General features: G+C 44.5%; 27 protein-coding genes and 1 pseudogene. 20 read left to right on the top strand and 8 right to left on the bottom strand.

All coding sequences use genetic code 11. The annotated features are described in order from the left end of the window. Nucleotides 1-124: 124 nt before the first annotated feature. The 4 genes from JV16_RS04440 to JV16_RS04425 are packed head-to-tail and all read left to right on the top strand — an operon-like array spanning nucleotide 125 to nucleotide 2,821. A complete protein-coding gene (locus JV16_RS04440; protein ID WP_256689421.1) occupies nucleotides 125-481 on the top strand; it encodes a UPF0738 family protein in 357 nt (118 codons plus the stop codon). 12 nt (nucleotides 482-493) lie between these two features. Further along, nucleotides 494-1,132: a GTP diphosphokinase gene (gene yjbM, locus JV16_RS04435; RefSeq protein ID WP_042534466.1), complete on the top strand. Its 639-nt coding sequence runs from the start codon at nucleotides 494-496 to the stop codon at nucleotides 1,130-1,132. Between the two features lie 6 nt (nucleotides 1,133-1,138). After that, nucleotides 1,139-1,930 (top strand): NAD kinase, encoded by a 792-nt coding sequence (locus JV16_RS04430; protein ID WP_042534464.1) that lies wholly within the window; start codon nucleotides 1,139-1,141, stop codon nucleotides 1,928-1,930. A gap of 12 nt (nucleotides 1,931-1,942) precedes the next feature. After that, the gene (locus JV16_RS04425) at nucleotides 1,943-2,821 is read left to right on the top strand and encodes an RluA family pseudouridine synthase (protein ID WP_042534462.1); all 879 of its coding nucleotides are present in this window, start codon (nucleotides 1,943-1,945) and stop codon (nucleotides 2,819-2,821) included. Here the strand turns inward: JV16_RS04425 and prpE are convergent. Together prpE and JV16_RS04415 are read right to left on the bottom strand one after the other, a co-directional pair. Further along, nucleotides 2,818-3,552 carry a bis(5'-nucleosyl)-tetraphosphatase PrpE gene (prpE, locus tag JV16_RS04420; protein WP_042534460.1) on the bottom strand — a complete coding sequence of 245 codons (735 nt, stop codon included), beginning with the start codon at nucleotides 3,550-3,552 and terminating at the stop codon, nucleotides 2,818-2,820. The genes JV16_RS04425 and prpE overlap by 4 nt on opposite strands. A 38-nt stretch (nucleotides 3,553-3,590) precedes the next feature. Continuing rightward, nucleotides 3,591-4,757 (bottom strand): FtsW/RodA/SpoVE family cell cycle protein, encoded by a 1,167-nt coding sequence (locus tag JV16_RS04415; RefSeq protein ID WP_042534458.1) that lies wholly within the window; start codon nucleotides 4,755-4,757, stop codon nucleotides 3,591-3,593. Between the two features lie 110 nt (nucleotides 4,758-4,867). Here JV16_RS04415 and mgtE point away from each other — a divergent pair, with 110 nt between their 5' ends. The 3 genes from mgtE to JV16_RS04400 all read left to right on the top strand — a co-directional run bounded on the left by mgtE (nucleotide 4,868) and on the right by JV16_RS04400 (nucleotide 7,510). After that, the gene (mgtE, locus tag JV16_RS04410; RefSeq protein ID WP_042534456.1) at nucleotides 4,868-6,193 is read left to right on the top strand and encodes a magnesium transporter; all 1,326 of its coding nucleotides are present in this window, start codon (nucleotides 4,868-4,870) and stop codon (nucleotides 6,191-6,193) included. 90 nt (nucleotides 6,194-6,283) lie between these two features. Continuing rightward, complete coding sequence (gene fabI, locus JV16_RS04405; protein WP_021094722.1) at nucleotides 6,284-7,060, top strand: enoyl-ACP reductase FabI; 777 nt, start codon at nucleotides 6,284-6,286, stop codon at nucleotides 7,058-7,060. Nucleotides 7,061-7,153: 93 nt separating this feature from the next. Beyond that, nucleotides 7,154-7,510, top strand: coding sequence for a CotO family spore coat protein (locus tag JV16_RS04400; RefSeq protein WP_021094721.1), 357 nt, complete (start codon nucleotides 7,154-7,156; stop codon nucleotides 7,508-7,510). Here the strand turns inward: JV16_RS04400 and JV16_RS04395 are convergent. Genes JV16_RS04395 through JV16_RS04380 form a run of 4 tightly spaced genes read right to left on the bottom strand, consistent with a single transcriptional unit; the run spans nucleotide 7,494 to nucleotide 11,188 of the window. Then, entirely contained in the window at nucleotides 7,494-8,630 is a 1,137-nt protein-coding gene (locus JV16_RS04395; protein WP_021094720.1) for a glycosyltransferase family 4 protein, read from the bottom strand. The two genes, JV16_RS04400 and JV16_RS04395, sit on opposite strands and share 17 nt — an antisense overlap. Continuing rightward, on the bottom strand, nucleotides 8,630-9,574 hold the full coding sequence (locus JV16_RS04390; RefSeq protein ID WP_021094719.1) for an NAD-dependent epimerase/dehydratase family protein: 945 nt from the start codon (nucleotides 9,572-9,574) through the stop codon (nucleotides 8,630-8,632). The genes JV16_RS04395 and JV16_RS04390 overlap by 1 nt, the downstream gene beginning before the upstream one ends. Further along, nucleotides 9,571-10,842, bottom strand: a complete 1,272-nt coding sequence (locus tag JV16_RS04385; RefSeq protein ID WP_021094718.1) for a UDP-glucose dehydrogenase family protein — start codon at nucleotides 10,840-10,842, stop codon at nucleotides 9,571-9,573. The genes JV16_RS04390 and JV16_RS04385 overlap by 4 nt, the downstream gene beginning before the upstream one ends. A gap of 13 nt (nucleotides 10,843-10,855) precedes the next feature. Then, nucleotides 10,856-11,188: a hypothetical protein gene (locus JV16_RS04380; RefSeq protein ID WP_021094717.1), complete on the bottom strand. Its 333-nt coding sequence runs from the start codon at nucleotides 11,186-11,188 to the stop codon at nucleotides 10,856-10,858. A 93-nt stretch (nucleotides 11,189-11,281) separates the two neighbouring features. On the opposite strand from JV16_RS04380, the gene JV16_RS04375 reads away from it, so the two are divergent. Further along, nucleotides 11,282-11,614, top strand: a complete 333-nt coding sequence (locus JV16_RS04375; protein ID WP_021094716.1) for a DUF1360 domain-containing protein — start codon at nucleotides 11,282-11,284, stop codon at nucleotides 11,612-11,614. A 21-nt stretch (nucleotides 11,615-11,635) separates the two neighbouring features. Here the strand turns inward: JV16_RS04375 and JV16_RS04370 are convergent, their stop codons facing one another. Both JV16_RS04370 and JV16_RS04365 read right to left on the bottom strand, forming a co-directional pair. Beyond that, nucleotides 11,636-12,310, bottom strand: a complete 675-nt coding sequence (locus JV16_RS04370; RefSeq protein ID WP_021094715.1) for a hypothetical protein — start codon at nucleotides 12,308-12,310, stop codon at nucleotides 11,636-11,638. Nucleotides 12,311-12,402: 92 nt separating this feature from the next. Continuing rightward, nucleotides 12,403-13,122 carry a BMQ_0737 family morphogenetic spore coat protein gene (locus JV16_RS04365; protein WP_042534453.1) on the bottom strand — a complete coding sequence of 240 codons (720 nt, stop codon included), beginning with the start codon at nucleotides 13,120-13,122 and terminating at the stop codon, nucleotides 12,403-12,405. Nucleotides 13,123-13,278: 156 nt separating this feature from the next. Between JV16_RS04365 and JV16_RS04360 the strand changes: the two genes are divergently transcribed. The 12 genes and pseudogenes from JV16_RS04360 to JV16_RS15910 form a co-directional block, all read left to right on the top strand. Then, nucleotides 13,279-13,542 carry a spore coat protein regulator YlbO gene (locus JV16_RS04360; protein WP_042534451.1) on the top strand — a complete coding sequence of 88 codons (264 nt, stop codon included), beginning with the start codon at nucleotides 13,279-13,281 and terminating at the stop codon, nucleotides 13,540-13,542. 206 nt (nucleotides 13,543-13,748) lie between these two features. Then, a complete protein-coding gene (locus tag JV16_RS04355) occupies nucleotides 13,749-13,940 on the top strand; it encodes a phage holin family protein (protein WP_042534449.1) in 192 nt (63 codons plus the stop codon). Nucleotides 13,941-14,021: 81 nt separating this feature from the next. Next, nucleotides 14,022-14,225, top strand: coding sequence for a DUF1657 domain-containing protein (locus JV16_RS04350; RefSeq protein WP_042534447.1), 204 nt, complete (start codon nucleotides 14,022-14,024; stop codon nucleotides 14,223-14,225). Nucleotides 14,226-14,283: 58 nt separating this feature from the next. Then, on the top strand, nucleotides 14,284-14,739 hold the full coding sequence (locus JV16_RS04345) for a YhcN/YlaJ family sporulation lipoprotein (protein WP_042534445.1): 456 nt from the start codon (nucleotides 14,284-14,286) through the stop codon (nucleotides 14,737-14,739). A gap of 12 nt (nucleotides 14,740-14,751) precedes the next feature. After that, nucleotides 14,752-15,234, top strand: coding sequence for a stage V sporulation protein AC (gene spoVAC / locus JV16_RS04340; RefSeq protein WP_042534443.1), 483 nt, complete (start codon nucleotides 14,752-14,754; stop codon nucleotides 15,232-15,234). After that, the gene (gene spoVAD / locus JV16_RS04335; protein ID WP_042534441.1) at nucleotides 15,231-16,247 is read left to right on the top strand and encodes a stage V sporulation protein AD; all 1,017 of its coding nucleotides are present in this window, start codon (nucleotides 15,231-15,233) and stop codon (nucleotides 16,245-16,247) included. Before spoVAC ends, spoVAD begins: the two co-directional genes overlap by 4 nt. Next, nucleotides 16,244-16,600, top strand: a complete 357-nt coding sequence (spoVAE, locus tag JV16_RS04330) for a stage V sporulation protein AE (protein WP_042534439.1) — start codon at nucleotides 16,244-16,246, stop codon at nucleotides 16,598-16,600. The genes spoVAD and spoVAE overlap by 4 nt, the downstream gene beginning before the upstream one ends. Nucleotides 16,601-16,606: 6 nt before the next feature. Then, complete coding sequence (locus JV16_RS04325) at nucleotides 16,607-16,813, top strand: DUF1657 domain-containing protein (RefSeq protein ID WP_003395328.1); 207 nt, start codon at nucleotides 16,607-16,609, stop codon at nucleotides 16,811-16,813. Between the two features lie 2 nt (nucleotides 16,814-16,815). Next, entirely contained in the window at nucleotides 16,816-17,673 is an 858-nt protein-coding gene (locus JV16_RS04320; RefSeq protein WP_042534437.1) for a DUF421 domain-containing protein, read from the top strand. A gap of 295 nt (nucleotides 17,674-17,968) precedes the next feature. Continuing rightward, nucleotides 17,969-18,196, top strand: a complete 228-nt coding sequence (locus JV16_RS04315) for a helix-turn-helix transcriptional regulator (RefSeq protein WP_019418193.1) — start codon at nucleotides 17,969-17,971, stop codon at nucleotides 18,194-18,196. 5 nt (nucleotides 18,197-18,201) lie between these two features. Next, nucleotides 18,202-18,495 carry a hypothetical protein gene (locus JV16_RS04310; protein WP_019418192.1) on the top strand — a complete coding sequence of 98 codons (294 nt, stop codon included), beginning with the start codon at nucleotides 18,202-18,204 and terminating at the stop codon, nucleotides 18,493-18,495. A gap of 293 nt (nucleotides 18,496-18,788) precedes the next feature. Then, nucleotides 18,789-18,955: pseudogene (locus JV16_RS15910) on the top strand (ISL3 family transposase); the annotation flags it as partial.

The following is an 18,955-nucleotide window of genomic DNA, read 5'->3' as shown; positions in this document are numbered from 1 at the left end:
TTCTTCTCCTTACGTCATTCTACTTTTATTATCGACATATACGTGAAAAAGTGCAACTAGTGAACATCGGTAGGCGAAATGTGGTAAAATAAAGGCGGACATCATGGATGACGGAGGAAAGAACATGAAAATATATGTACATTCAGCAGAGAAAAAAGAAAACGGCTTGGTTATGTCATGTGACGAATCGCTTCAAGGTTTGAAACCAAAACGGCATATGCTTGTCGATTCCGATGCGTGTGCGTTCGTATACATATTAGAGGCAAGCGATGCGTTCGTTTATGTCGTCATGCCAAAAGCGGTGTGGGGAGCGTTAAAAGAAGCGCTCGCGACAAATGAGCCGATCTTTCTCGTTGGGCGTGATGCGACGATCGAATTAGAAGGCATTCACGAAGAAGTGGCATACTTAATTGACAATATTAAAGAGAATGCAAACTACGGTGAAAAAATGGAACAGGCGGTAACGGCATTTTTCGCATAAGTAGGTGGTTTCATGGAGAAACATTGGGAATTTTTTTTAGCTCCGTACAAACAGGCGGTCGAAGAGTTAAAAGTCAAGTTAAAAGGGATGCGCGCCCAATTTGAAATGCAAGGGGTGCACTCTCCGATTGAATTTGTGACAGGAAGAGTGAAGCCGATTGCGAGCATTTTAGATAAAGCGCAAAAGAAAAATATTCCGCTCGATCAACTAGAACAACAAATGCAAGACATTGCGGGATTGCGCATGATGTGTCAGTTCGTTGATGACATTAAAACGGTCGTTCACCTGCTTCGGCAACGAAACGATTTTACAATTGTCGAAGAACGGGATTATATTACGCAAAAAAAAGAGAGCGGCTATCGTTCGTATCATGTCGTCATTCGTTATCCGGTGCAAATGATTTATGGCGAGAAAAACATTTTAGTCGAAATTCAAATTCGCACGCTTGCGATGAACTTTTGGGCGACGATTGAACATTCGTTAAACTATAAGTATAGTGGCAAATTTCCGGAAGATATTAAACAACGATTGCAGCGGGCAGCGGAAGCCGCGTATTTGTTAGACGAAGAAATGTCGAAAATTCGTTTTGAAATTCAAGAGGCGCAAGCTGTGTTTTCGCGCAAGCAAGAGGTAAAAGATAACGAGGAGTGAGGGCGCGTGAAATTTGCGGTCATATCAAAAGGGGATGCGATATCAAACGAATGTATGTATAAAATTCGTACATATTTAACGGATTTTCGTTTCACGTATGATGAAGATGAGCCAAATATCGTCATTTCTGTCGGAGGGGATGGGACGTTATTGTATGCGTTTCATCGTTATCGCAGCCGGCTGGAACAGACGGCGTTTGTCGGCGTGCATACAGGACATTTAGGATTTTATGCCGATTGGGTGCCTGATGAAATTGAAAAGCTCGTCATTGCGATTGCGAAAACGCCATATCAAGTCGTTGAATATCCGCTTTTAGAAGTGACGATTCGATATGTCGGTGGGGGGCGCGAGGCAAAATATTTAGCGCTCAATGAATGTACCGTCAAAAGCGTGAGCGGCACGCTTGTCATGGACGTCGAAATTCGTGGCGATTTATTTGAAACGTTTCGAGGGGATGGGTTATGTATTTCGACGCCATCGGGAAGCACGGCATACAATAAAGCGCTTGGGGGCGCGATTTTACATCCGTCGTTAGAGGCGATTCAAGTGGCGGAGATGGCGTCCATTAACAACCGCGTGTTTCGCACGATCGGCTCGCCGCTTATTTTGCCCGCGCATCATACGTGTATGTTAAAGCCGGTCAATGACGTCGATTTTCAAATTACGATCGATCATTTATCGCTATTGCATAAAGATGTGAAATCGATTCAATGCCGCGTCGCCGATGAAAAAATTCGTTTCGCCCGCTTCCGTCCGTTTCCGTTTTGGAAGCGCGTGCGCGAATCATTTATTCAATAGAAAGGGATTTGTATGTTTCAACTTCGTTGGATCGTCACCCCACAACAAGATGGGATGCTCGTTCGTGAATTTTTAAAAGAAAAGCATATTTCAAAAACGGCGTTAACGGATATTAAATTTAAAGGTGGGAACATCGAAGTAAACGGTGCATCGGTCACCGTTCGCTACGTGCTGAAAGAAGGCGATGAAGTGTGCGTGTCGTTTCCACCGGAACAAAAAAGTGCGGACATGGCAGCAGAACCGATTCCGCTTTCGATTGTGTATGAGGACGATTACGTCATCGTTCTTGACAAGCCGCCGCATATGTCGACGATTCCGTCGCGTGAACATCCGAATGGAACGATCGCCAATGCGCTATTGTTTCATTACGAAAAGCAACAGTTACAAACGACCGTTCATATCGTCACAAGGCTTGACCGCGACACATCAGGGCTTGTGCTTGTGGCGAAGCATCGCCATGTGCATCATTTACTAAGTGAACAACAAAAACAAGGAAAAGTGAAACGGCGCTACGAAGCCGTTTGTCACGGCTATGTCACCCCGCTCGTTCGAACGATTGATGCGCCGATTGGACGAAAAGGCGATAGCATCATCGAGCGGCAAGTGCGGCCAGACGGTCAGCGGGCGGTGACGCATTATGAAGTATTGCAACAGAAAAATGAGATGACGCACGTGTCGATTCAATTAGAAACGGGGCGAACGCATCAAATTCGCGTCCATTTTTCTCATATCGGTCATCCGCTCGTTGGCGATGATTTATATGGCGGTTCGCGCGCCCGAATCGATCGCCAAGCGTTGCATAGCTGTGAGCTGACGTTTTTTCATCCGTTTGTTGAACGGATGATGACGTTTCATTCGCCGCTTCCTGACGACATCGCCCGTTTGCTTTAGTCAAACGGGCGAAATTTTTCTGCGACATATGGCATCGTTGATGGGACGGAGACGGTTTCCATTTCCGGATAGCGAAGCGCTGTTAATTGTCCACCGAATACGCAGCCGGTGTCGATGTTGACTGTGTTATTTAACCAACGCGGCTCTTTTACTGGCGTATGTCCATATACGATGAGCGCATCTCCTCGATAATGTTTTGCCCAATCTCGACGAACGGGGGAACCGTCTGGATGTTTTTCGCCTGTAATGTCGCCGTATAAGACGAACGTTTTTACTTTTTGATGGAATTGCCCAATGTAGTCGGCGCGAATGCCAGCATGGGCGATGATCAGTTTTCCATCGTCTAAGACGGCATAAAGCGGGGCGTTTTCGTACAGTTTCATAAATTGTGTACGAATGCGCGTTTTCGTTTGCTCATCGGCTTGTTCCCATTCGGCAACTGTCGTTTCAAGTCCGTGTGTAATTTGCACGTTTCGACCGAGAAAAAAGCGATACAGTTTGTCGCAATGATTGCCCGGCACGTACACCGCTTTGTTTTGTTGAACGAGCGAAATGACCGTATAAATAACTCGCAATGACTCGGGACCGCGATCGGCTAAATCGCCGACAAATGCAAGCTTTCGCCCGTTCGGATGAATCGGTATATCGTGTTCCCAAACGTAGCCAAGCTTTTTTGTTAGTAACGTCAATTCATGAAAACAACCGTGAATATCGCCAATAATGTCGTACATCTTTGCTCCTTTCTACAAAAATAGCCGCATGCAAGCGGCTATGATTGTTCTGCAGAAAACATAAATTTTTGTGTGCGAGAACGGACGTTTAAGACAAGTCCAATGGCGAGCATGTACGTCGCAAGCGAGCTTCCTCCGTAGCTGACGAACGGAAGCGGAAGGCCGGTAATCGGTAGTAAGCCGATCGTCATGCCGACGTTTTGAAATACTTGGAACGTAATCATGCCGATGACGCCCGCGCATAAGTAGCTGCCAAACGGATCGTGGCACTCTAACGCAATTTGAATCATTCGGTAAATTAATAAGAAAAAGAGCGAAACGACGATGCTTGCCCCGATAAAGCCAAATTGCTCTCCGATAATGCTAAAAATAAAGTCGGTATGCGACTCTGGTAAATAGACGTCCAAATTTTTATATCCTTTTCCGTATAATTCCCCTGAGCCGATCGCGAGCAACGATTTAATGAGCTGGAATCCTTGGTCGCTTGAATATTCGTAAGGATTCAGCCAGCCGTAAAAACGGTTTAATTGGTATTGTTGAATTTTTAACACATCCGGGAAATATAAAAACGCCACGATAAACGATGTCGCTCCGAGGACGGCGAGACCGACAATAGCTGCGATGATGCGCAAGCGAATGCCGGAGACGAGAATGAGCGAGCCTGCAATCGCCATAAACACCATCGACATGCCCATATCAGGCTGACGAACAAGTAAAAAAAGCGGCGGCAATAGCGACAGCGCGATTTTTCCGAGCAATTTCAAGTCGTCTTGCAACGTCGGGTCATGATATTTTTCCCGATGGTTGACGATGATGCGGCTAATGACGATAATCATAAAAATTTTCATTAGTTCAGATGGCTGAAAGTTTCCACCGGGTAGGTTGTACCAGCTCGTTGCCCCTTTAATCGTTAATGTACCCGGGACGTTTAATTCTAATCCAAGCAAAAGAATCATCCCGAAACCATATAAATACCAAGCAATTTTAAATAGACGGTCATAATCGACAAGCATCGTCACCGCAATGACGACGGCACCGACGCCGTACCACATGAGCTGTTTTTGCGCAAAGTTAATATGTTGCAGTTTGGCAGGGAGCGTCTCGCGCGCACTTTCAATGGCGATGGCGCTCACGATCGCAATTAAAAATAAAATAAATAGTAAATGATAATCTATTTTTGATTGAACGGTTTTTTCATTTTCCATCACAGTTCCCCCTGCTTTTTTCGTGCATTATCATTTTACATCGTTGCTTGCAAGTTGGCAAAGATTCGCGCATAATAAAAAAAGCGATTTTTGTCGAGAGGAGGGAAAACATGTTAGTACAAGCATTACGAGATGAAAAAATGGAAGAATTTCGAAAACAGTTTTTAAAACTTCATCCGTACGATCGGGCGAAGTTTTACGTCGAACAAAGTCCAGAAGTTAGAAAGCGCATGTACGAATATTTGTCGCCAGCAGAAATGGCGGAAATTTTTGACCATCTCGACATTGAAGAAGATGAGTATAAAATTTATTTATCGGAAATGGATCCGATGTTTGTCGCGCAAATGCTTGCGCACATGTATGCTGACAATGCGGCGGACGTATTGAATGAATTAGATAAAAACGAAGTAGCGAATTATTTAACGATTATGGATGATGAAGCGGCGAAAGATATTCAAGGGTTGCTTCATTATAAAGAATATACGGCCGGAAGCATTATGACAACGGAATATATCGCCATTCATGCGAATCAAACGGTGCGTTCGGCGATGCAAATTTTAAAAAGAGAAGCAGCGAATGCGGAGACGATTTATTATTTGTACGTCGTCAACGAACAACGGCAGCTCGTCGGGGTATTGTCGTTGCGGGAATTGTTAACATCGGATGACGATGCGATGATTCATGATGTCATGAACGATCAAGTCGTTTCTGTGCTCGTTGATGAAGACCAAGAAGATGTGGCGCGTAAAATGCAAAACTACGATTTTTTAGCGCTTCCTGTCGTCGATGCGAACAATCATTTGCTTGGGATTATTACCGTTGACGACATTGTCGACGTCATTTCCGAAGAAGCGACAGACGACTATTCGAAACTCGCAGGGGTTCCTGATGTCGATATTCAATACACTCCGTTCGAAGCGGCGAAAAAGCGGTTGCCATGGCTGATTATTTTGTTGTTTTTAGGGATGATGACCGCTAATTTAATTAGCCGTTTTGAAGACACATTGCAAAAAGTCGCCATTTTAGCTGTGTTTATTCCGCTTATTGCAGGAATGTCTGGAAATACAGGAACGCAATCATTGGCGGTAGCGGTGCGTCGCTTAGCGATGGGGGATTTAGAAAAAGAAGGGAAATGGCGTATGCTTGCGCGCGAGGCGCTAACGGGGCTTTTAATTGGCTTGTCTTGCGGCGTCGTCATTACAATTGTTGTGTACGTATGGAAGCAGCAGTTTTTCTTAGGTGTGCTCGTCGGATTGGCGTTGTTTGCGACATTAACCGTGGCGACAGTCGCTGGTGCGCTCATTCCGCTTGCGATGCATAAGCTGCGCATCGACCCGGCCGTTGCTTCTGGTCCGTTTATTACGACAATTAACGATTTAATTAGCATTCTTATTTATTTTGGCTTAGCGACAATGTTTATGGACTATTTATTATAAATTCCCTATTTGAAAGTAGGGAATTTTTTGTTATAATCATATTAATACTAGGTTCTAATAACAAATCATAATTTAAGGGGATGAACGAATATGCAATTATCGTTACAAGGGAAAACGTACGTCATTATGGGTGTGGCAAATAAACGAAGCATCGCTTGGGGCATTGCCCGTTCGCTTCATGCGGCAGGGGCGCGATTAATTTTTACATATGCTGGCGAGCGATTTGAAAATGAAGTAAAAAAATTAGTCGCGACGTTAGAAGATGACACGGCGCTTGTGTTGCCTTGCGATGTGACGAAAGATGAAGAAATTTCCTCATGCTTTGCGCAAATCAAAGAGCAGGTGGGCGTCATTCACGGTGTGGCGCATTGTATCGCATTTGCGAATAAAGAGCATTTAGAAGGCGAGTATATGAACGTCGATCGCGAAGGATTTTTACTTGCGCACAACATTAGCGCTTATTCGTTAACAGCTGTGGCAAAAGCGGCGAAAGAGCTAATGACAGAAGGCGGCAGCATCGTCACGTTAACATATTTAGGCGGCGAGCGCGTCGTGCAAAACTATAACGTCATGGGTGTCGCAAAAGCGTCGTTAGAAGCGAGCGTGAAATATTTAGCGAACGATCTAGGAAAATACGGTATTCGCGTCAACGCCATTTCGGCAGGTCCAATTCGTACGTTATCTGCCAAAGGTGTCGGTGACTTCAACTCGATTTTAAAAGAAATTGAAGAGCGCGCACCACTGCGCCGCACGACGACACAAGAAGAAGTGGGCGATACGGCACTGTTTTTATTTAGCGACTTATCGCGCGGCGTGACAGGCGAAATTATCCACGTTGACTCTGGCTACCATATTTTAGCGCGCTAATCAAAAAGCTGTTTGGCATTTGCCGAACAGCTTTTATTATGGCATGCCCCTCTCTTTTTGCGCATATATTCGTAAAAAAGGAGGGGTGTGGGAATGAAAAAGCGTGTGGAAAATGCGCCGTTGTTGTATATTGTTCAGCCGAATTTAGGACCGAAAACGTGTTATATGCAACAGACGTTTCGAACGAAAAAAGAAAAGCCGTCGTATCCGCCGCCGTCATTTGCGAATTTTCGTGACATGAATACGGCTGAGCGCCTTGAATTTTTAGCGACGCTTCCGAATGAACTTCGGCCGGTGACGTGTGAATTGAAAACGAAAAATCGCACGTATGAAGGCATTGTTCAAACGTACGATAAGAAAAAAGTCGTCTTTATCGTAAGCGATGAAGAAAAAACGATCACGATCCCGCTCGAACATATCGTATCGGTATCGCTTATTGGAAAATCTTAATATACACACGTTCTAGCTGCTCGGCTGTGTTAGCGAAGGAAAACATCGTTTCCGCCCGTTTTCGTCCTTCGTAAGCAAGTGCGAGCGCTTTTTCTTTATTCCCTAGCAATTCGCATATCGCATGGGCGAATGCTTTTGGTGACGCATAGTCGTCAATGACGAGACCATTTTTGTTATGTTCGATCACTTCGCGATTTCCACCGCGATTTGTCGTAATGATTGGCACGCCTGCTGCCATCGCTTCGTAATGCACGCGGGCGAGCGGCTCGTGCCATTGCGAACTGCAAACGAACACATCGCCTATCGTGAATACGTGTGGAATATGTTCAGACGGGATGTAGTTTGTAAATTGAATGCGATCTTTGTAAGGTTTGGCTAGTTGATGAAGAAAGCGCACGTAATCGTTTAAACGGTTGTCGCTAAACCATTTCCCGCCGACGATGACGAGCTTTGCGTTTCGATGTTTAGCTAATACGTGATTCATGCTTTCAATTAACACGTGTACCCCTTTTGTTTTGCTTAACCGCCCGATAAATAAAATAACGTCATCTTCTTCAACAAAAAACCGTTGGCGCATATCGGTGCGCATTTGTTTTCCTTCGTCTGTCCATGGCGGCATGTAGCGCGTTGCATCGACGCCGGAGTAGACGACTTGAATACGATCGTTCGGGACATCGTATCGTTTTGTGACGGTGCGTTTCATATATTCGCTCACGGTTGTGATTGCGTCCACTTCCGCAATGACTTGTTTTGCAACGTCTGGCGGCATTTTCATCGGTGAAAACATATCGTTATGCAAACTTGTGACGAAGCGGCTGTTTGGCGCGGCTTGTTTGTAAAATAACACGTTTGCGGGACGATTAAAGACGTGAATGACATGAAATGTTCGTTTTTTTAATTCATTTGCAATATGTTGTTCGTATCGTTCTTTTGGTACACGTACGTATTCGATGCCATCACGTATTTCGTACATCGGAAGCGATGGGTCGGTAATGGAAAAAATGGTGAGCGAATGGGTTTCAGCAAAAAACGGGGCGATGCCATCAATCATCAGTTGAATGGCGCCCCCTTTTATTGCTGGAGACGGCAGTTTTTCAGTACAAATAAATGCGATGCGCATCATGACCTCCCGTAAAGCGAACGAATATATTCGACTTCATGACGCAATCCTTCCCGTAACGGCACGTTTGGAGCGTAGGCAAGCATGTTTTCTGCTTTCGAAATGTCCGCCCACGTATGCTTCGGCTCGCCGATCGCTTGATTCACATATTGTTTTTTTGCTTGTTTTCCGATAAGCGCCTCAAGCATCGCGATGACGTCGTTGACGGATGCGCGCTCTTTTCCGCCGATATTGAACGTTTCGCCAATCGCTTTTTCATTGCCAAGAACAGCGAGCGTGCCGTTGACGCAATCGGAAATGTACGTAAAGTCGCGCGTTTGTGTGCCGTCACCGAAAATCGTGATCGGCTCGTCAAACAACATTTGCCAAATGAAGCGGTGAAACGCCATATCGGGCCGTTGGCGTGGACCGTACACGGTAAAATAGCGCAAAATGGTGATCGGTACATGAAATGCTGATTCGTATATGCGGCATAAATGTTCCCCCGCAAGCTTCGTCATGCCGTATGGTGAAAGAGGGGTTGGAGGTGTGTTTTCATGCACGCGCCCGTTCGTTTCACCGTATACGGATGACGTTGACGTATAAATGAACTGTTTTGGCCGATGTTGTTTACATGCTTCAAGCAACCGTTGCGTCGCTAATATGTTGTTTGTTGTATACAAATCAAACGATGTTCCCCAGCTTGTGCGCACGCCCGGCATGCCGGCAAAATGATAAATGACATCCGCTTGTTGGACGATATCGTCAAGCGGCAACGACAACAAATCCCCTTCGATCCATGTGAAACGGTCATACGTGTTTAACGTTTCAATCGTTTTTTGTTTCATTGCTTTTGGTGTCGGACCGATCAAAGAGTCAATGCCAATGACGTGATGATGTGGCAACAATGCCTCACATACGTGCGAACCGATAAATCCAGCTGCGCCTGTGACGAGTATGTTCATCCGCGTCCCACCCCTATATAGTTTAGTCCTGCGTTCATGATCGCCTCACGAGGCAAGCTATTTCGTCCATCGATGACGACGTTTCCGTTCATCATTTGTTTCACATATGCCCAGTTTAATTGTTTATACTCATCCCAATCGGTCGCCACGATAAGCGCATCTGCTTGTGCGATCGCTTCTTCTATCGTTTTTGCTTGCTTTACATCGACATTTGGTAGCACAGCTTTCGGATCATGAGCGATGACATTTGCCCCATGCGCGTGCAATTTTTTAATGAGTGAAACGGCGGGCGATTCGCGAATATCGTCTGTATTTGGCTTAAAGGCAATGCCGAGCACCGCAATCCGTTTTGTAGACATATGTCCTAACGTACGTTTTATTTTTTGTACGTACCAGTTGATCTGTGTATCGTTAATTGTTTTTGTCGCTTCTAACATATACGGGCGCACGTTTTGTTCATACGCCATTTGTTGTAAGGCGGCGACGTCTTTCGGGAAACAAGAACCACCGTACCCGATGCCTGCTTGTAAAAAGTGTGGACCGATTCTTCCGTCAAGTCCGATGCCTTTTGCGACATCGACAACGTCGACGCCGTACGCGTCACAAAGGCGGGCGATTTCGTTAATAAATGAAATTTTTGTTGCTAAAAAGGCGTTGGCAGCATATTTAATCATTTCGGCGCCACTTAAACTCGTCACGACATATGGCGCGTGAATGCCCGCATATAACGTTTGCATAACGGAAAGTGAGCGATCATCATCGTGACGTAAACCGATGACGATACGATCGGGATGCAAAGAGTCGTAAATGGCGGAGCCTTCGCGTAAAAACTCAGGGTTTGATACGACACGTATATGTTTTCCTTCGTTTTTGAAATGGTTGTATATGCGTTCGTTCGTTCCGATCGGGACGGTGCTTTTTATGACAAGTGTTTGCTTATCGTTTACGTGTGGGGTGAGGTCGGCAATGGCACGGTTGACGTATGAAACGTCTGGTTTCCCTTTCGAATCAGAAGGGGTACCTACACAAATAAAAATAACTTCTGCTTCTTGTACATATGTTTGCTTATCGTGATGAAAAAAAAGCCGACTCGCATAGTCGGTTAACAGCTCAGCTAAGCCCGGCTCGTAAATGGGAACGTCTCCGCGCTTTAAGGCGGCTATTTTTTGTTCATTTTCATCTACGCAATGAACGGTATGCCCAAGTTTTGCGAGAACAGCTGCCGTCGTTAATCCGACATAGCCGGCACCAATGATACAAACGTTCATCTTTTCACTTCCTTTATTCGTCTTCGTCGTCTGTTTTCGTCATTCCGATTGTCGTCGTTTGTTGTTGTGTTGCGGCAACGAGCGCCTCCGCTGGAAACTCAACTGCAACGACATCACGGCAGTGGATCGTCATGCGTTTTCCGCCGTTTTCGTAAAATGGGTCGACGATGACGGTCAATGTTTTTGTGGCGGCGTCTAGTTGGACGAATTGAGCGTTGTAGTACGTCTCTTTGTTTGTGTGCACATGTAGCTCTGTTCCTTCGCTTATATTTGCTAGCGCGGCACACAACTGTTGCATATGACGATGTTTAGCTAAAAAATGTTTGCTGAAAAAAATGTTATACACGTTTTCACATCCTTTTTCGTTAACTGACTCATTGCATTATATGTGAAACAACAAAGAGGGGTGAAGCATAAAGTAAAGCAAGGAGGGGAGAAGATGGACGTTTTTCACTTTTTTCTTTTATGTGCGGCATCGTTTCGTTTCACGCGCTTAATCGTATATGATCGCATTACGTCGTTTTTGAGGGCTCCGTTTCATGACGAGTTTGAACAAGATGGGGAAACGTATATTGTCATAAAAGGGACAGGAATAAGAAAATGGATCGGGGAGTTGCTCAGTTGCCATTGGTGTACAGGGATATGGTGCGCAGCTGGGCTGTATGTCGGAATGGTTTATGCGCCAAGCATCTTTATGCCGCTTGTGTCGGTGTTAGCGATTGCAGGTGTGGCGGCGCTCATGGAAACGGTTGTCCAAAAATGGAGCGAATAAAAAAAGCGGGCGAACGCCTGCTTATTTATTTACAACAATATAATTAGAAGATGATACCCCTTGTTTTAGTTGGCGAAAATAGACGAATGCTTCAACGACAACGGTTTGGATGATGCGTAATTCAAATGACGGAAAGCGCAGTTGTTCGTTCGGTAAAAGCGTTGTTTCATCGATTGGCTTTAGCCAATATTCCCCTTCTTTCATTTTTTCGCGCCAATGTTCGACCGCGAACGTCCAGCCGCCTTCTTCTTGCATTTGGCGAAATGAAAATTTTCCGCTTAGTTGCGCGTGATCGGGAGGGCGAAGGCGGAGGCAAATAATCGGATCGTTAAGCGGTGTATTGCCGCTATTTTCGATAACGAAATCACCGATAATTGTCGCATCTTCCTCTTTTTGTTCTGGCATCATGACAGCGTACGTGAAATAAGCATAGGCGCGCACAACGTCTTGTTTAATTTCTTTTTTCCGCCGTTTTTCTTCTTCAAGCGCCACTTCGTAAAAAAGAAGTTGTTGTTTTAACTGTTCAATCGTTTGTTCATATTCGTCTAGTTGCTCAAGTTTTTTTTGCACATATTGATTGCGCAATTGCTCGCGCTTTAACTCTGTTTCGACAAGCTGCAATAGCTGTTTATATTTTGCCACTTCCGAGCGGTAATGAATAATTTTTTGTTGGAGTTGAATATGTTGGCTGTTCATTTTGTGCCTCCTTTCTTTATTTCATGTATATGTAACCATGGAAGGAAACATCAATAAAAAAAGGCTGCTGAACGACAACAGCCTTTCATTCATTAATGTGCCGGGAATACTTCTGGGCATTGCGGTGGGAATTTGTCTGTTGGGCAAAGTGTTGCTTCTAAAATTTCTTCGCGCGGTTGGCAGAAGCGTGCTTCGACTTCGATTTTTACGTCTGCTTCCATTTGCACTTCTAAGCATAATGTAATCGATACATCAAGCTGTGAGAAGTTGTCAGTGCAAATTAAGCTTGCGTCACATTCGAAAAACGAAATGTGGCAGTCGAGCGTCGTTCCTTCTGGTGCGCATAAAATAAATGTTTGTGCTGTCGCAAATGGAATTGGGTTTGACTCGCAAACGACGTGTCCGTTCGCATTGACGACTTGCACGACGACGTGACCTTTCACAAGCGCTTTTACTTTTTGTAATGTGACTGTATCTCCGGATGGAAGTGTGACGTGCACCGGTTGACGGCCGTTTGGTTGTAAAATTTCTTGGCAGATGAGCGCGTTGTTGTCAACCGTTTGGTCAATACGGTTTCCTTCATCGTCTGTTAAAAAGCAGCGAATCGAGAAGTCGCCAGCGCTTAAGCCGTTAGACGCGAAAAAGTCACAAACCGTTTGCCCGTGGCGTGGACATTTGCTTTCAGGAAAGATCGCTTCCAAATCCCCATTTGAAAAACTACGCAACGGCACATCGACTTGACGAGTAACCCAGTCATACACTTTGCGTGTTTTAATACACACTTTTTCTTTACGCTCTTTATGATGCGTCATGCCTCGTTCCTCCTATTTCAATTTTTTCCCGTCGCATGTATCGGGACTACTGTATAGTATGAGAAAGGTAGGTAAGTGTGCAGGGATATGTGCGGAATTTTTTTGTCATAAATCGGCGCGTTTTCGAATTGTTATGTAGTAGAAAGGAGGAGGGATATGCAAGAAATAGACGTATTGCGGGCGGAAAACGTGTTGTTAAAAGAATTGGCAGCGTTAAGCGAACAACGTTATGAAGAAATTAAACGATTAAGAAAAGAAAACGAGGAACTAAAAAAGCAGCTGGAGCAATTAACGAAACAGCTATTTGGACAAGGGACGGATTCGTGGTTTATGCATACGGTCAAACGCCAACAAGCGTTAAAGCAAGGTATGCAACCGCCACTTTCGACGCCGTTTTCATTTGCGGAAAAAAAGAAATAGGGAAAACGCATAGTCGTTCGCTCCATCTTTTTCATATGCTATTGTATCTTACATGTGTGGAGGGTTTGCTATGGAAAAGAAAAAACCGGTTGTTCTTGGCGGAACACAAACAACGAAAGTATACACATCGTCACCTGCTCCTGTGAAAAAAACAGGCGGTTGCGGATGCGGGAAGAAATTGAAACAATAGCGGGGAGGGGAAAAAGATGGAGCGCTTTAAAAATTACGGGCTATGGTTAGCGATCGGTTCATTTATCCCGCTTTTATTACAGACGTTTGGCGTCGATTTAGATTTAGGGAAATACGAGCAATTATGGAATGCGTTTTTAAGCATTTTAGTCATGGCAGGCATTTTAAATAATCCGTCGCTTGGAAACGGATTTCGCGATAAACGTTAGCTCCTTCGGGGGCTATTTTTTTTGTATAACTTTTTCGTATCCGCGCATGCTATGGGATGAAAAAACAAAGGAGGTTTTCATATGACTGTTGCAAGTTCTGTAAAGCAAACATTAGCGGGATTGAAATCAGCGCAGGCAAGTTTTGAAACGTTCGCCTTGCAAACGGAAAATGAAAAAGCAAAACAATTGTATCAACAAGCAGCGCAACAAACGCAAGCGATCGTCGATTTAATTGCTCCGCGCGTGCAAGAAATTGAACAAGAAGAGCCACAATATAAACAATAAGTCATTTGGGTGTCCAATCGGGACGCCCTTTCGTTACATGAACAGAAAGGTGAACGCCATGAAAAAATGGTTTGTACTTATAAGTATGTTTTTTCTTATGAGTTGTGCGCATGAACAAAAAGAACAACAACAATCGCTTCAACAAGAAAACATCACAAACGTGAGCCATGACGGAAGCGCGAAACGAAGCGATCAACAACAGGCAAAACGAGCGGTCGACATGTTGAAAGAAAGGGAAGATGTAAAAGATGCGGTCGCAGTCGAAGCGAACGGACGGTTGCTTGTTGCGTATCAAGTGAAACATTTGCATCGCTTTCGCATGAAACAAATTGAAAAAGAGGTAGGAAAAGCGCTGAACGAGGCATTTGGCAAAAAAGTAATCGCGTCGCACGATTTAAAAATTTTTTGGAAAACGAAAGCGTTGAAAGAAAAAATTGATACGAAAAACATAAGTGAAAAAGAAATCGAAAAAGAAATGACAGTCATTCAAAAATTAAGTGAAGAACAAACGTAGCGAGGTGAGAGGATGGCGAACGAAAAACGGAAAAATTTAACGCCCGTCCAACAAGAGTATCATCAATTTGAACAAGACCGTGAAACGAAGCGTCCGGTGTTGAAAAATTGCGTGCGCGCCTTTTTTGTCGGAGGTTTGATTTGTGCCATCGGACAAGCGATTTCGTATTTTTACATGTATTTTTTCGACTTTACGGAAAAAACGGTCGGCAATCCGACGGTGGCGACAATGGTATTTATTGCGATGCTATTGACAGGGTTTGGTGTGTACGACCGATTGGCGCAGTTTGCAGGGGCAGGAAGCGCTGTGCCTGTCACTGGATTTGGCAACGCCGTCATTTCAGCGGCCATTGAACATCGGACGGAAGGGTTTGTGCTTGGCGTTGGGGGAAATATGTTTAAACTAGCTGGTTCAGTCATTTTGTTCGGCACGTTTTCGGCGTTTGTCGTGGCGCTTATTAAAACGATTGCGGTGAAATGGGGTGGGCTCGGATGATGAAAGGGCATCGCACATGGGTGTTTGAAAACCGTCCCGTCATCGTCGCTACCGCAACGGTCGGCGGACCGTTTGAAGCGAACGGAAAGATCGCCGATGATTTTGACTTATTGCATGAAGACCTTTGGCTTGGGGAAGATTCGTATGAAAAAGCGCATAAAGTGCTGTTTGAAGAAGCGTTTTTTCAAGCGATGAAAAAGGCGCGCATCGAAAAGGAACAAGTGCAGTTTATTATTTGTGGCGATTTAATTAATCAAATGACACCATCAAGCTTTGCGGCGCGCACGCTTAGCACCCCATATCTCGGTGTATTTGGCGCTTGTTCGACATCGATGGAGGCGCTCGCGTTAAGCGCATTTATCGTCAATTACAGCGGGGCGAAGTACATATTGACAGGAGCGGCGAGCCATAATACAGCGGTCGAAAAGCAGTTTCGCTACCCGACGGAATACGGTGGACAAAAGCCGCCGACCGCGCAATGGACGGTGACAGGGGCAGGGGTGGCGCTCGTCGGAAAAGAAGGTGATGGACCGCGCATTACATCCGCAACGATCGGGCGCGTCGTCGATATGGGATTGACCGACCCGTTTAATATGGGCGGGGCGATGGCGCCAGCCGCAGTCGATACGATTGAAGCGCATTTACGCGATATGCAAGTCGATGCGTCGTATTACGATTTAATTGTCACAGGCGATTTAGGAAAAATCGGCCGCACCGTCTCGCTCGATTTGTTGCGAAAAAACGGAATGGAGCTTGAAGAAGAGCGATATCAAGATTGCGGGTTAATCATTTATCGCGAAGGGCAGCCGGTGTTGTCAGGTGGAAGCGGGGCGGGGTGTTCTGCGACGGTTGTCTATGGGCATTTATTTAACCGAATGAAGCGCGGGGAAATTCGGCGCATGCTCGTCGTCGCGACGGGCGCACTTTTGTCGCCGCTCACGTTTCAACAAGGGGAGACGATCCCGTGCATCGCACATGCGGTGGCGATTGAATATGGAGGCGATCATGGATGATGGCAATGTTTTTTTGGGCGTTTGTCGTCGGCGGGCTCATTTGTGTTATCGGGCAGTTGATGTTTGATGTATTCAAGCTTACCCCAGCCCATACGTTAAGCTCGCTCGTCGTCGCCGGAGCGATTTTAGACGGCTTCGGCTTATACGAGCCGCTTATTGATTTTGCCGGGGCGGGTGCGACCATTCCGATTACAAGTTTCGGTAACGCGCTCGTGCACGGGGCGATGCAAGAAGCGGAAAAGCATGGCATCGTCGGGGTGTTAACCGGCATGTTTGAAGTGACGAGCGCCGGCATTTCAGCGGCGATCGTGTTCGGTTTTATTGGCGCATTATTATTTAAACCGAAAGGATAGAGGAAGATGACCATTGGTTCACAAGTAAAGCAAAGTTTAGCGAACATGAAGGCCATTCATGCGACGTTGCAACAGTTGGCGCTCACTTCGACAAACGAGGAAGCGCAACGGGCGTTTCATGAAGCGATGCTTGAAACGGAACAAATGATTGCGGCGCTCAAAGGGCGAATATCGACGCTTGAACGCGAGGAGCCGCAATATAAGGGGATGTAAATATGCCAGCATGGTTAGAAGTTGCGATTCGCTCCATTTGCATTTTAATCGGACTGTTCATCATTACGAAATTGTTAGGAAAAAAACAGTTGTCAAAGCTGTCGTTTTTCGAATATATCGTCGGCATTACGATCGGGGATATTGCTGGCACGATGTCAATGGATTTAGATATTCGATTAACGGAAGGGGTTACGAGCATTTTAATTTGGGCGCTTTTCCCCGTCGCCATCTCGCACATTTCGTTACGAAGCAAAAAATTTCGTGATTTTGTCGAAGGAAATTCAACCGTATTTATTAAAAACGGAAAAATTTTAGAAGATAATTTGAAAAAAGAGAAATATACGGCGGACGAATTGCTTGAACAGTTGCGGAAAAAAGATGTGTTCCGCGTCGCCGATGTGGAATTTGCGACGCTTGAGGCGAACGGTGATTTAAGTATTTTATTAAAACGCGACAAGCAGCCGCTGACGATCGGGGACATCAAACCGTATGTGCCAGAAGAAAAAGAACCCCAAACGGTCATTATGGACGGCAAAATTTTAGACGAACCGCTCGCAACTGCGCGCTTAAACCGCGGCTGGTTGAAGCAACAACTCGATCAAATGGGCGTCGCCATTGAAAACGTCTTTTTAGCTCAAGTCGATTCGTACGGCCAATTGACCGTCGATCTATACGACGACCGCATTCAACTACCAGAGCCGCAACAAAAGCAACTATTGCTTGCATCGATGAAAAAGGCAGAAGCTGATTTTGAGCTGTTCTCCTTACAAACGAACGATGCAGAAGCGAAACAAATGTACGAACAACAAGCAAAACATATGCAGCAGCTTATTCAAAAATTGCAGCCGTTTCTTATGTGAAAGATAAACACCGCTCTCATGCGAATAGGCATAGGGGCGGTATTTTTGTTTTTCTAAGGGGAAATGGTTCAGCTTACAATAGAAAGCAAAGTGGACGATAGGTCATTGTCGCATGTAGTGGTTAAGCGATTTAACGTTGACACATGCGCACATTTCATTTTGCCAAGTTGTTTTCGGATAGTATACGAGTTCTAGGTGAAAAACGTAACGTTTTTATGTAAAATAAACTTTACATTTTGTAAAAAATACTTTACTATGTGTATATAGAAATCTTTGCATAATGGAGGTGTGATAAATGACAAAGAACAACGGCTCTTTATCCAATCGAATCAACGTTTTAAGAGCCGAACGGAAAATGACACAAAAAGATTTAGCTGAAAAAGTAGGGGTTAGTAGACAAACGATTATTTCAATTGAAAAGGGAAACTACACACCCTCGTTAGTATTAGCGTTTGAAATTGCAAATGCTTTTGGAGTGGACATTAATGATGTATTCCAGTTTAAAAAAAATGAGGAGGTTTGATAATAATGGGTACTTTCGTTCATTTTACTAATATTTTAGCAGTATTAGCACTGGCTGCTTTTTTAGTTTTAATTTTTTTGATTAAGCGAGAAGGTAACGATGAAAGAACACAATATATGGTTTATAAATTGTTTAGTTTTCTGTTTACTTTCCTGCTGATCGGACTATCTTTAATTATAATTGTGACAGGGTGGAAAACTATAGATTATACTTTGCTTAGAGTTAGCATCACTACTTTAATGTCATTGAACATTTTTGTTGGACTCGTTTATTGGATATATCTTAGTAAAACAGCTTAGTAAAAATAAAAGTTGTACACCATTTTTTATAACATGTTGTACTGACATTTATACGAAAGAATAAGCAAATGAATGATGTTTTCACATTCTTGTTCAGGAGAGAGTATCATTTGTCAAGTACATGTTGTGATAATGAACCAAAATATTCTATTAAATCCTTGAAAAGGCTCTTCACCACAAGTTGTACTTGATGATTTAAGATCGGTGTGCATAGCGAAAATAGAGGGTACAAAAAATGCGAATTTTCCTGTATGGTAAAGGTGACCAAACCAAACCATTGGAGGAAAATTCGCATGTACTCTCAGTTTATCAAAGAACTCATCGATTTACCAGATGTTTTGATTCAAAAGGTGCGAAAAGAAGGAGATCGTTGGATTTTCGAACTTTCTCTACCTGAACAATGCCCGTTATGTCCTGTCTGCTTGAAACGCACGATCAAAATGACAGGAAAAAAGAAGCA

Origin of the sequence: Anoxybacillus ayderensis (genome assembly GCF_000833605.1) — a bacterium.
Taxonomy (GTDB): Bacteria; Bacillota; Bacilli; order Bacillales; family Anoxybacillaceae; genus Anoxybacillus; species Anoxybacillus ayderensis.
This window is presented reverse-complemented; position numbering and strand designations above follow the sequence as displayed.

Excerpts from the sequence above, each read along its gene's own strand:
- JV16_RS04440 (WP_256689421.1), top strand. The coding sequence starts at position 125 with ATGAAAATATATGTACATTCAGCAGAGAAAAAAGAAAACGGCTTGGTT.
- yjbM (WP_042534466.1), top strand. The coding sequence starts at position 494 with ATGGAGAAACATTGGGAATTTTTTTTAGCTCCGTACAAACAGGCGGTC.
- JV16_RS04425 (WP_042534462.1), top strand. The coding sequence starts at position 1,943 with ATGTTTCAACTTCGTTGGATCGTCACCCCACAACAAGATGGGATGCTC.
- prpE (WP_042534460.1), bottom strand. The coding sequence starts at position 3,552 with ATGTACGACATTATTGGCGATATTCACGGTTGTTTTCATGAATTGACG.
- JV16_RS04415 (WP_042534458.1), bottom strand. The coding sequence starts at position 4,757 with ATGGAAAATGAAAAAACCGTTCAATCAAAAATAGATTATCATTTACTA.
- mgtE (WP_042534456.1), top strand. The coding sequence starts at position 4,868 with ATGTTAGTACAAGCATTACGAGATGAAAAAATGGAAGAATTTCGAAAA.
- fabI (WP_021094722.1), top strand. The coding sequence starts at position 6,284 with ATGCAATTATCGTTACAAGGGAAAACGTACGTCATTATGGGTGTGGCA.
- JV16_RS04400 (WP_021094721.1), top strand. The coding sequence starts at position 7,154 with ATGAAAAAGCGTGTGGAAAATGCGCCGTTGTTGTATATTGTTCAGCCG.
- JV16_RS04395 (WP_021094720.1), bottom strand. The coding sequence starts at position 8,630 with ATGCGCATCGCATTTATTTGTACTGAAAAACTGCCGTCTCCAGCAATA.
- JV16_RS04390 (WP_021094719.1), bottom strand. The coding sequence starts at position 9,574 with ATGAACATACTCGTCACAGGCGCAGCTGGATTTATCGGTTCGCACGTA.
- JV16_RS04385 (WP_021094718.1), bottom strand. The coding sequence starts at position 10,842 with ATGAACGTTTGTATCATTGGTGCCGGCTATGTCGGATTAACGACGGCA.
- JV16_RS04375 (WP_021094716.1), top strand. The coding sequence starts at position 11,282 with ATGGACGTTTTTCACTTTTTTCTTTTATGTGCGGCATCGTTTCGTTTC.
- JV16_RS04370 (WP_021094715.1), bottom strand. The coding sequence starts at position 12,310 with ATGAACAGCCAACATATTCAACTCCAACAAAAAATTATTCATTACCGC.
- JV16_RS04365 (WP_042534453.1), bottom strand. The coding sequence starts at position 13,122 with ATGACGCATCATAAAGAGCGTAAAGAAAAAGTGTGTATTAAAACACGC.
- JV16_RS04360 (WP_042534451.1), top strand. The coding sequence starts at position 13,279 with ATGCAAGAAATAGACGTATTGCGGGCGGAAAACGTGTTGTTAAAAGAA.
- JV16_RS04355 (WP_042534449.1), top strand. The coding sequence starts at position 13,749 with ATGGAGCGCTTTAAAAATTACGGGCTATGGTTAGCGATCGGTTCATTT.
- JV16_RS04350 (WP_042534447.1), top strand. The coding sequence starts at position 14,022 with ATGACTGTTGCAAGTTCTGTAAAGCAAACATTAGCGGGATTGAAATCA.
- JV16_RS04345 (WP_042534445.1), top strand. The coding sequence starts at position 14,284 with ATGAAAAAATGGTTTGTACTTATAAGTATGTTTTTTCTTATGAGTTGT.
- spoVAC (WP_042534443.1), top strand. The coding sequence starts at position 14,752 with ATGGCGAACGAAAAACGGAAAAATTTAACGCCCGTCCAACAAGAGTAT.
- spoVAD (WP_042534441.1), top strand. The coding sequence starts at position 15,231 with ATGATGAAAGGGCATCGCACATGGGTGTTTGAAAACCGTCCCGTCATC.
- spoVAE (WP_042534439.1), top strand. The coding sequence starts at position 16,244 with ATGATGGCAATGTTTTTTTGGGCGTTTGTCGTCGGCGGGCTCATTTGT.
- JV16_RS04325 (WP_003395328.1), top strand. The coding sequence starts at position 16,607 with ATGACCATTGGTTCACAAGTAAAGCAAAGTTTAGCGAACATGAAGGCC.
- JV16_RS04320 (WP_042534437.1), top strand. The coding sequence starts at position 16,816 with ATGCCAGCATGGTTAGAAGTTGCGATTCGCTCCATTTGCATTTTAATC.
- JV16_RS04315 (WP_019418193.1), top strand. The coding sequence starts at position 17,969 with ATGACAAAGAACAACGGCTCTTTATCCAATCGAATCAACGTTTTAAGA.
- JV16_RS04310 (WP_019418192.1), top strand. The coding sequence starts at position 18,202 with ATGGGTACTTTCGTTCATTTTACTAATATTTTAGCAGTATTAGCACTG.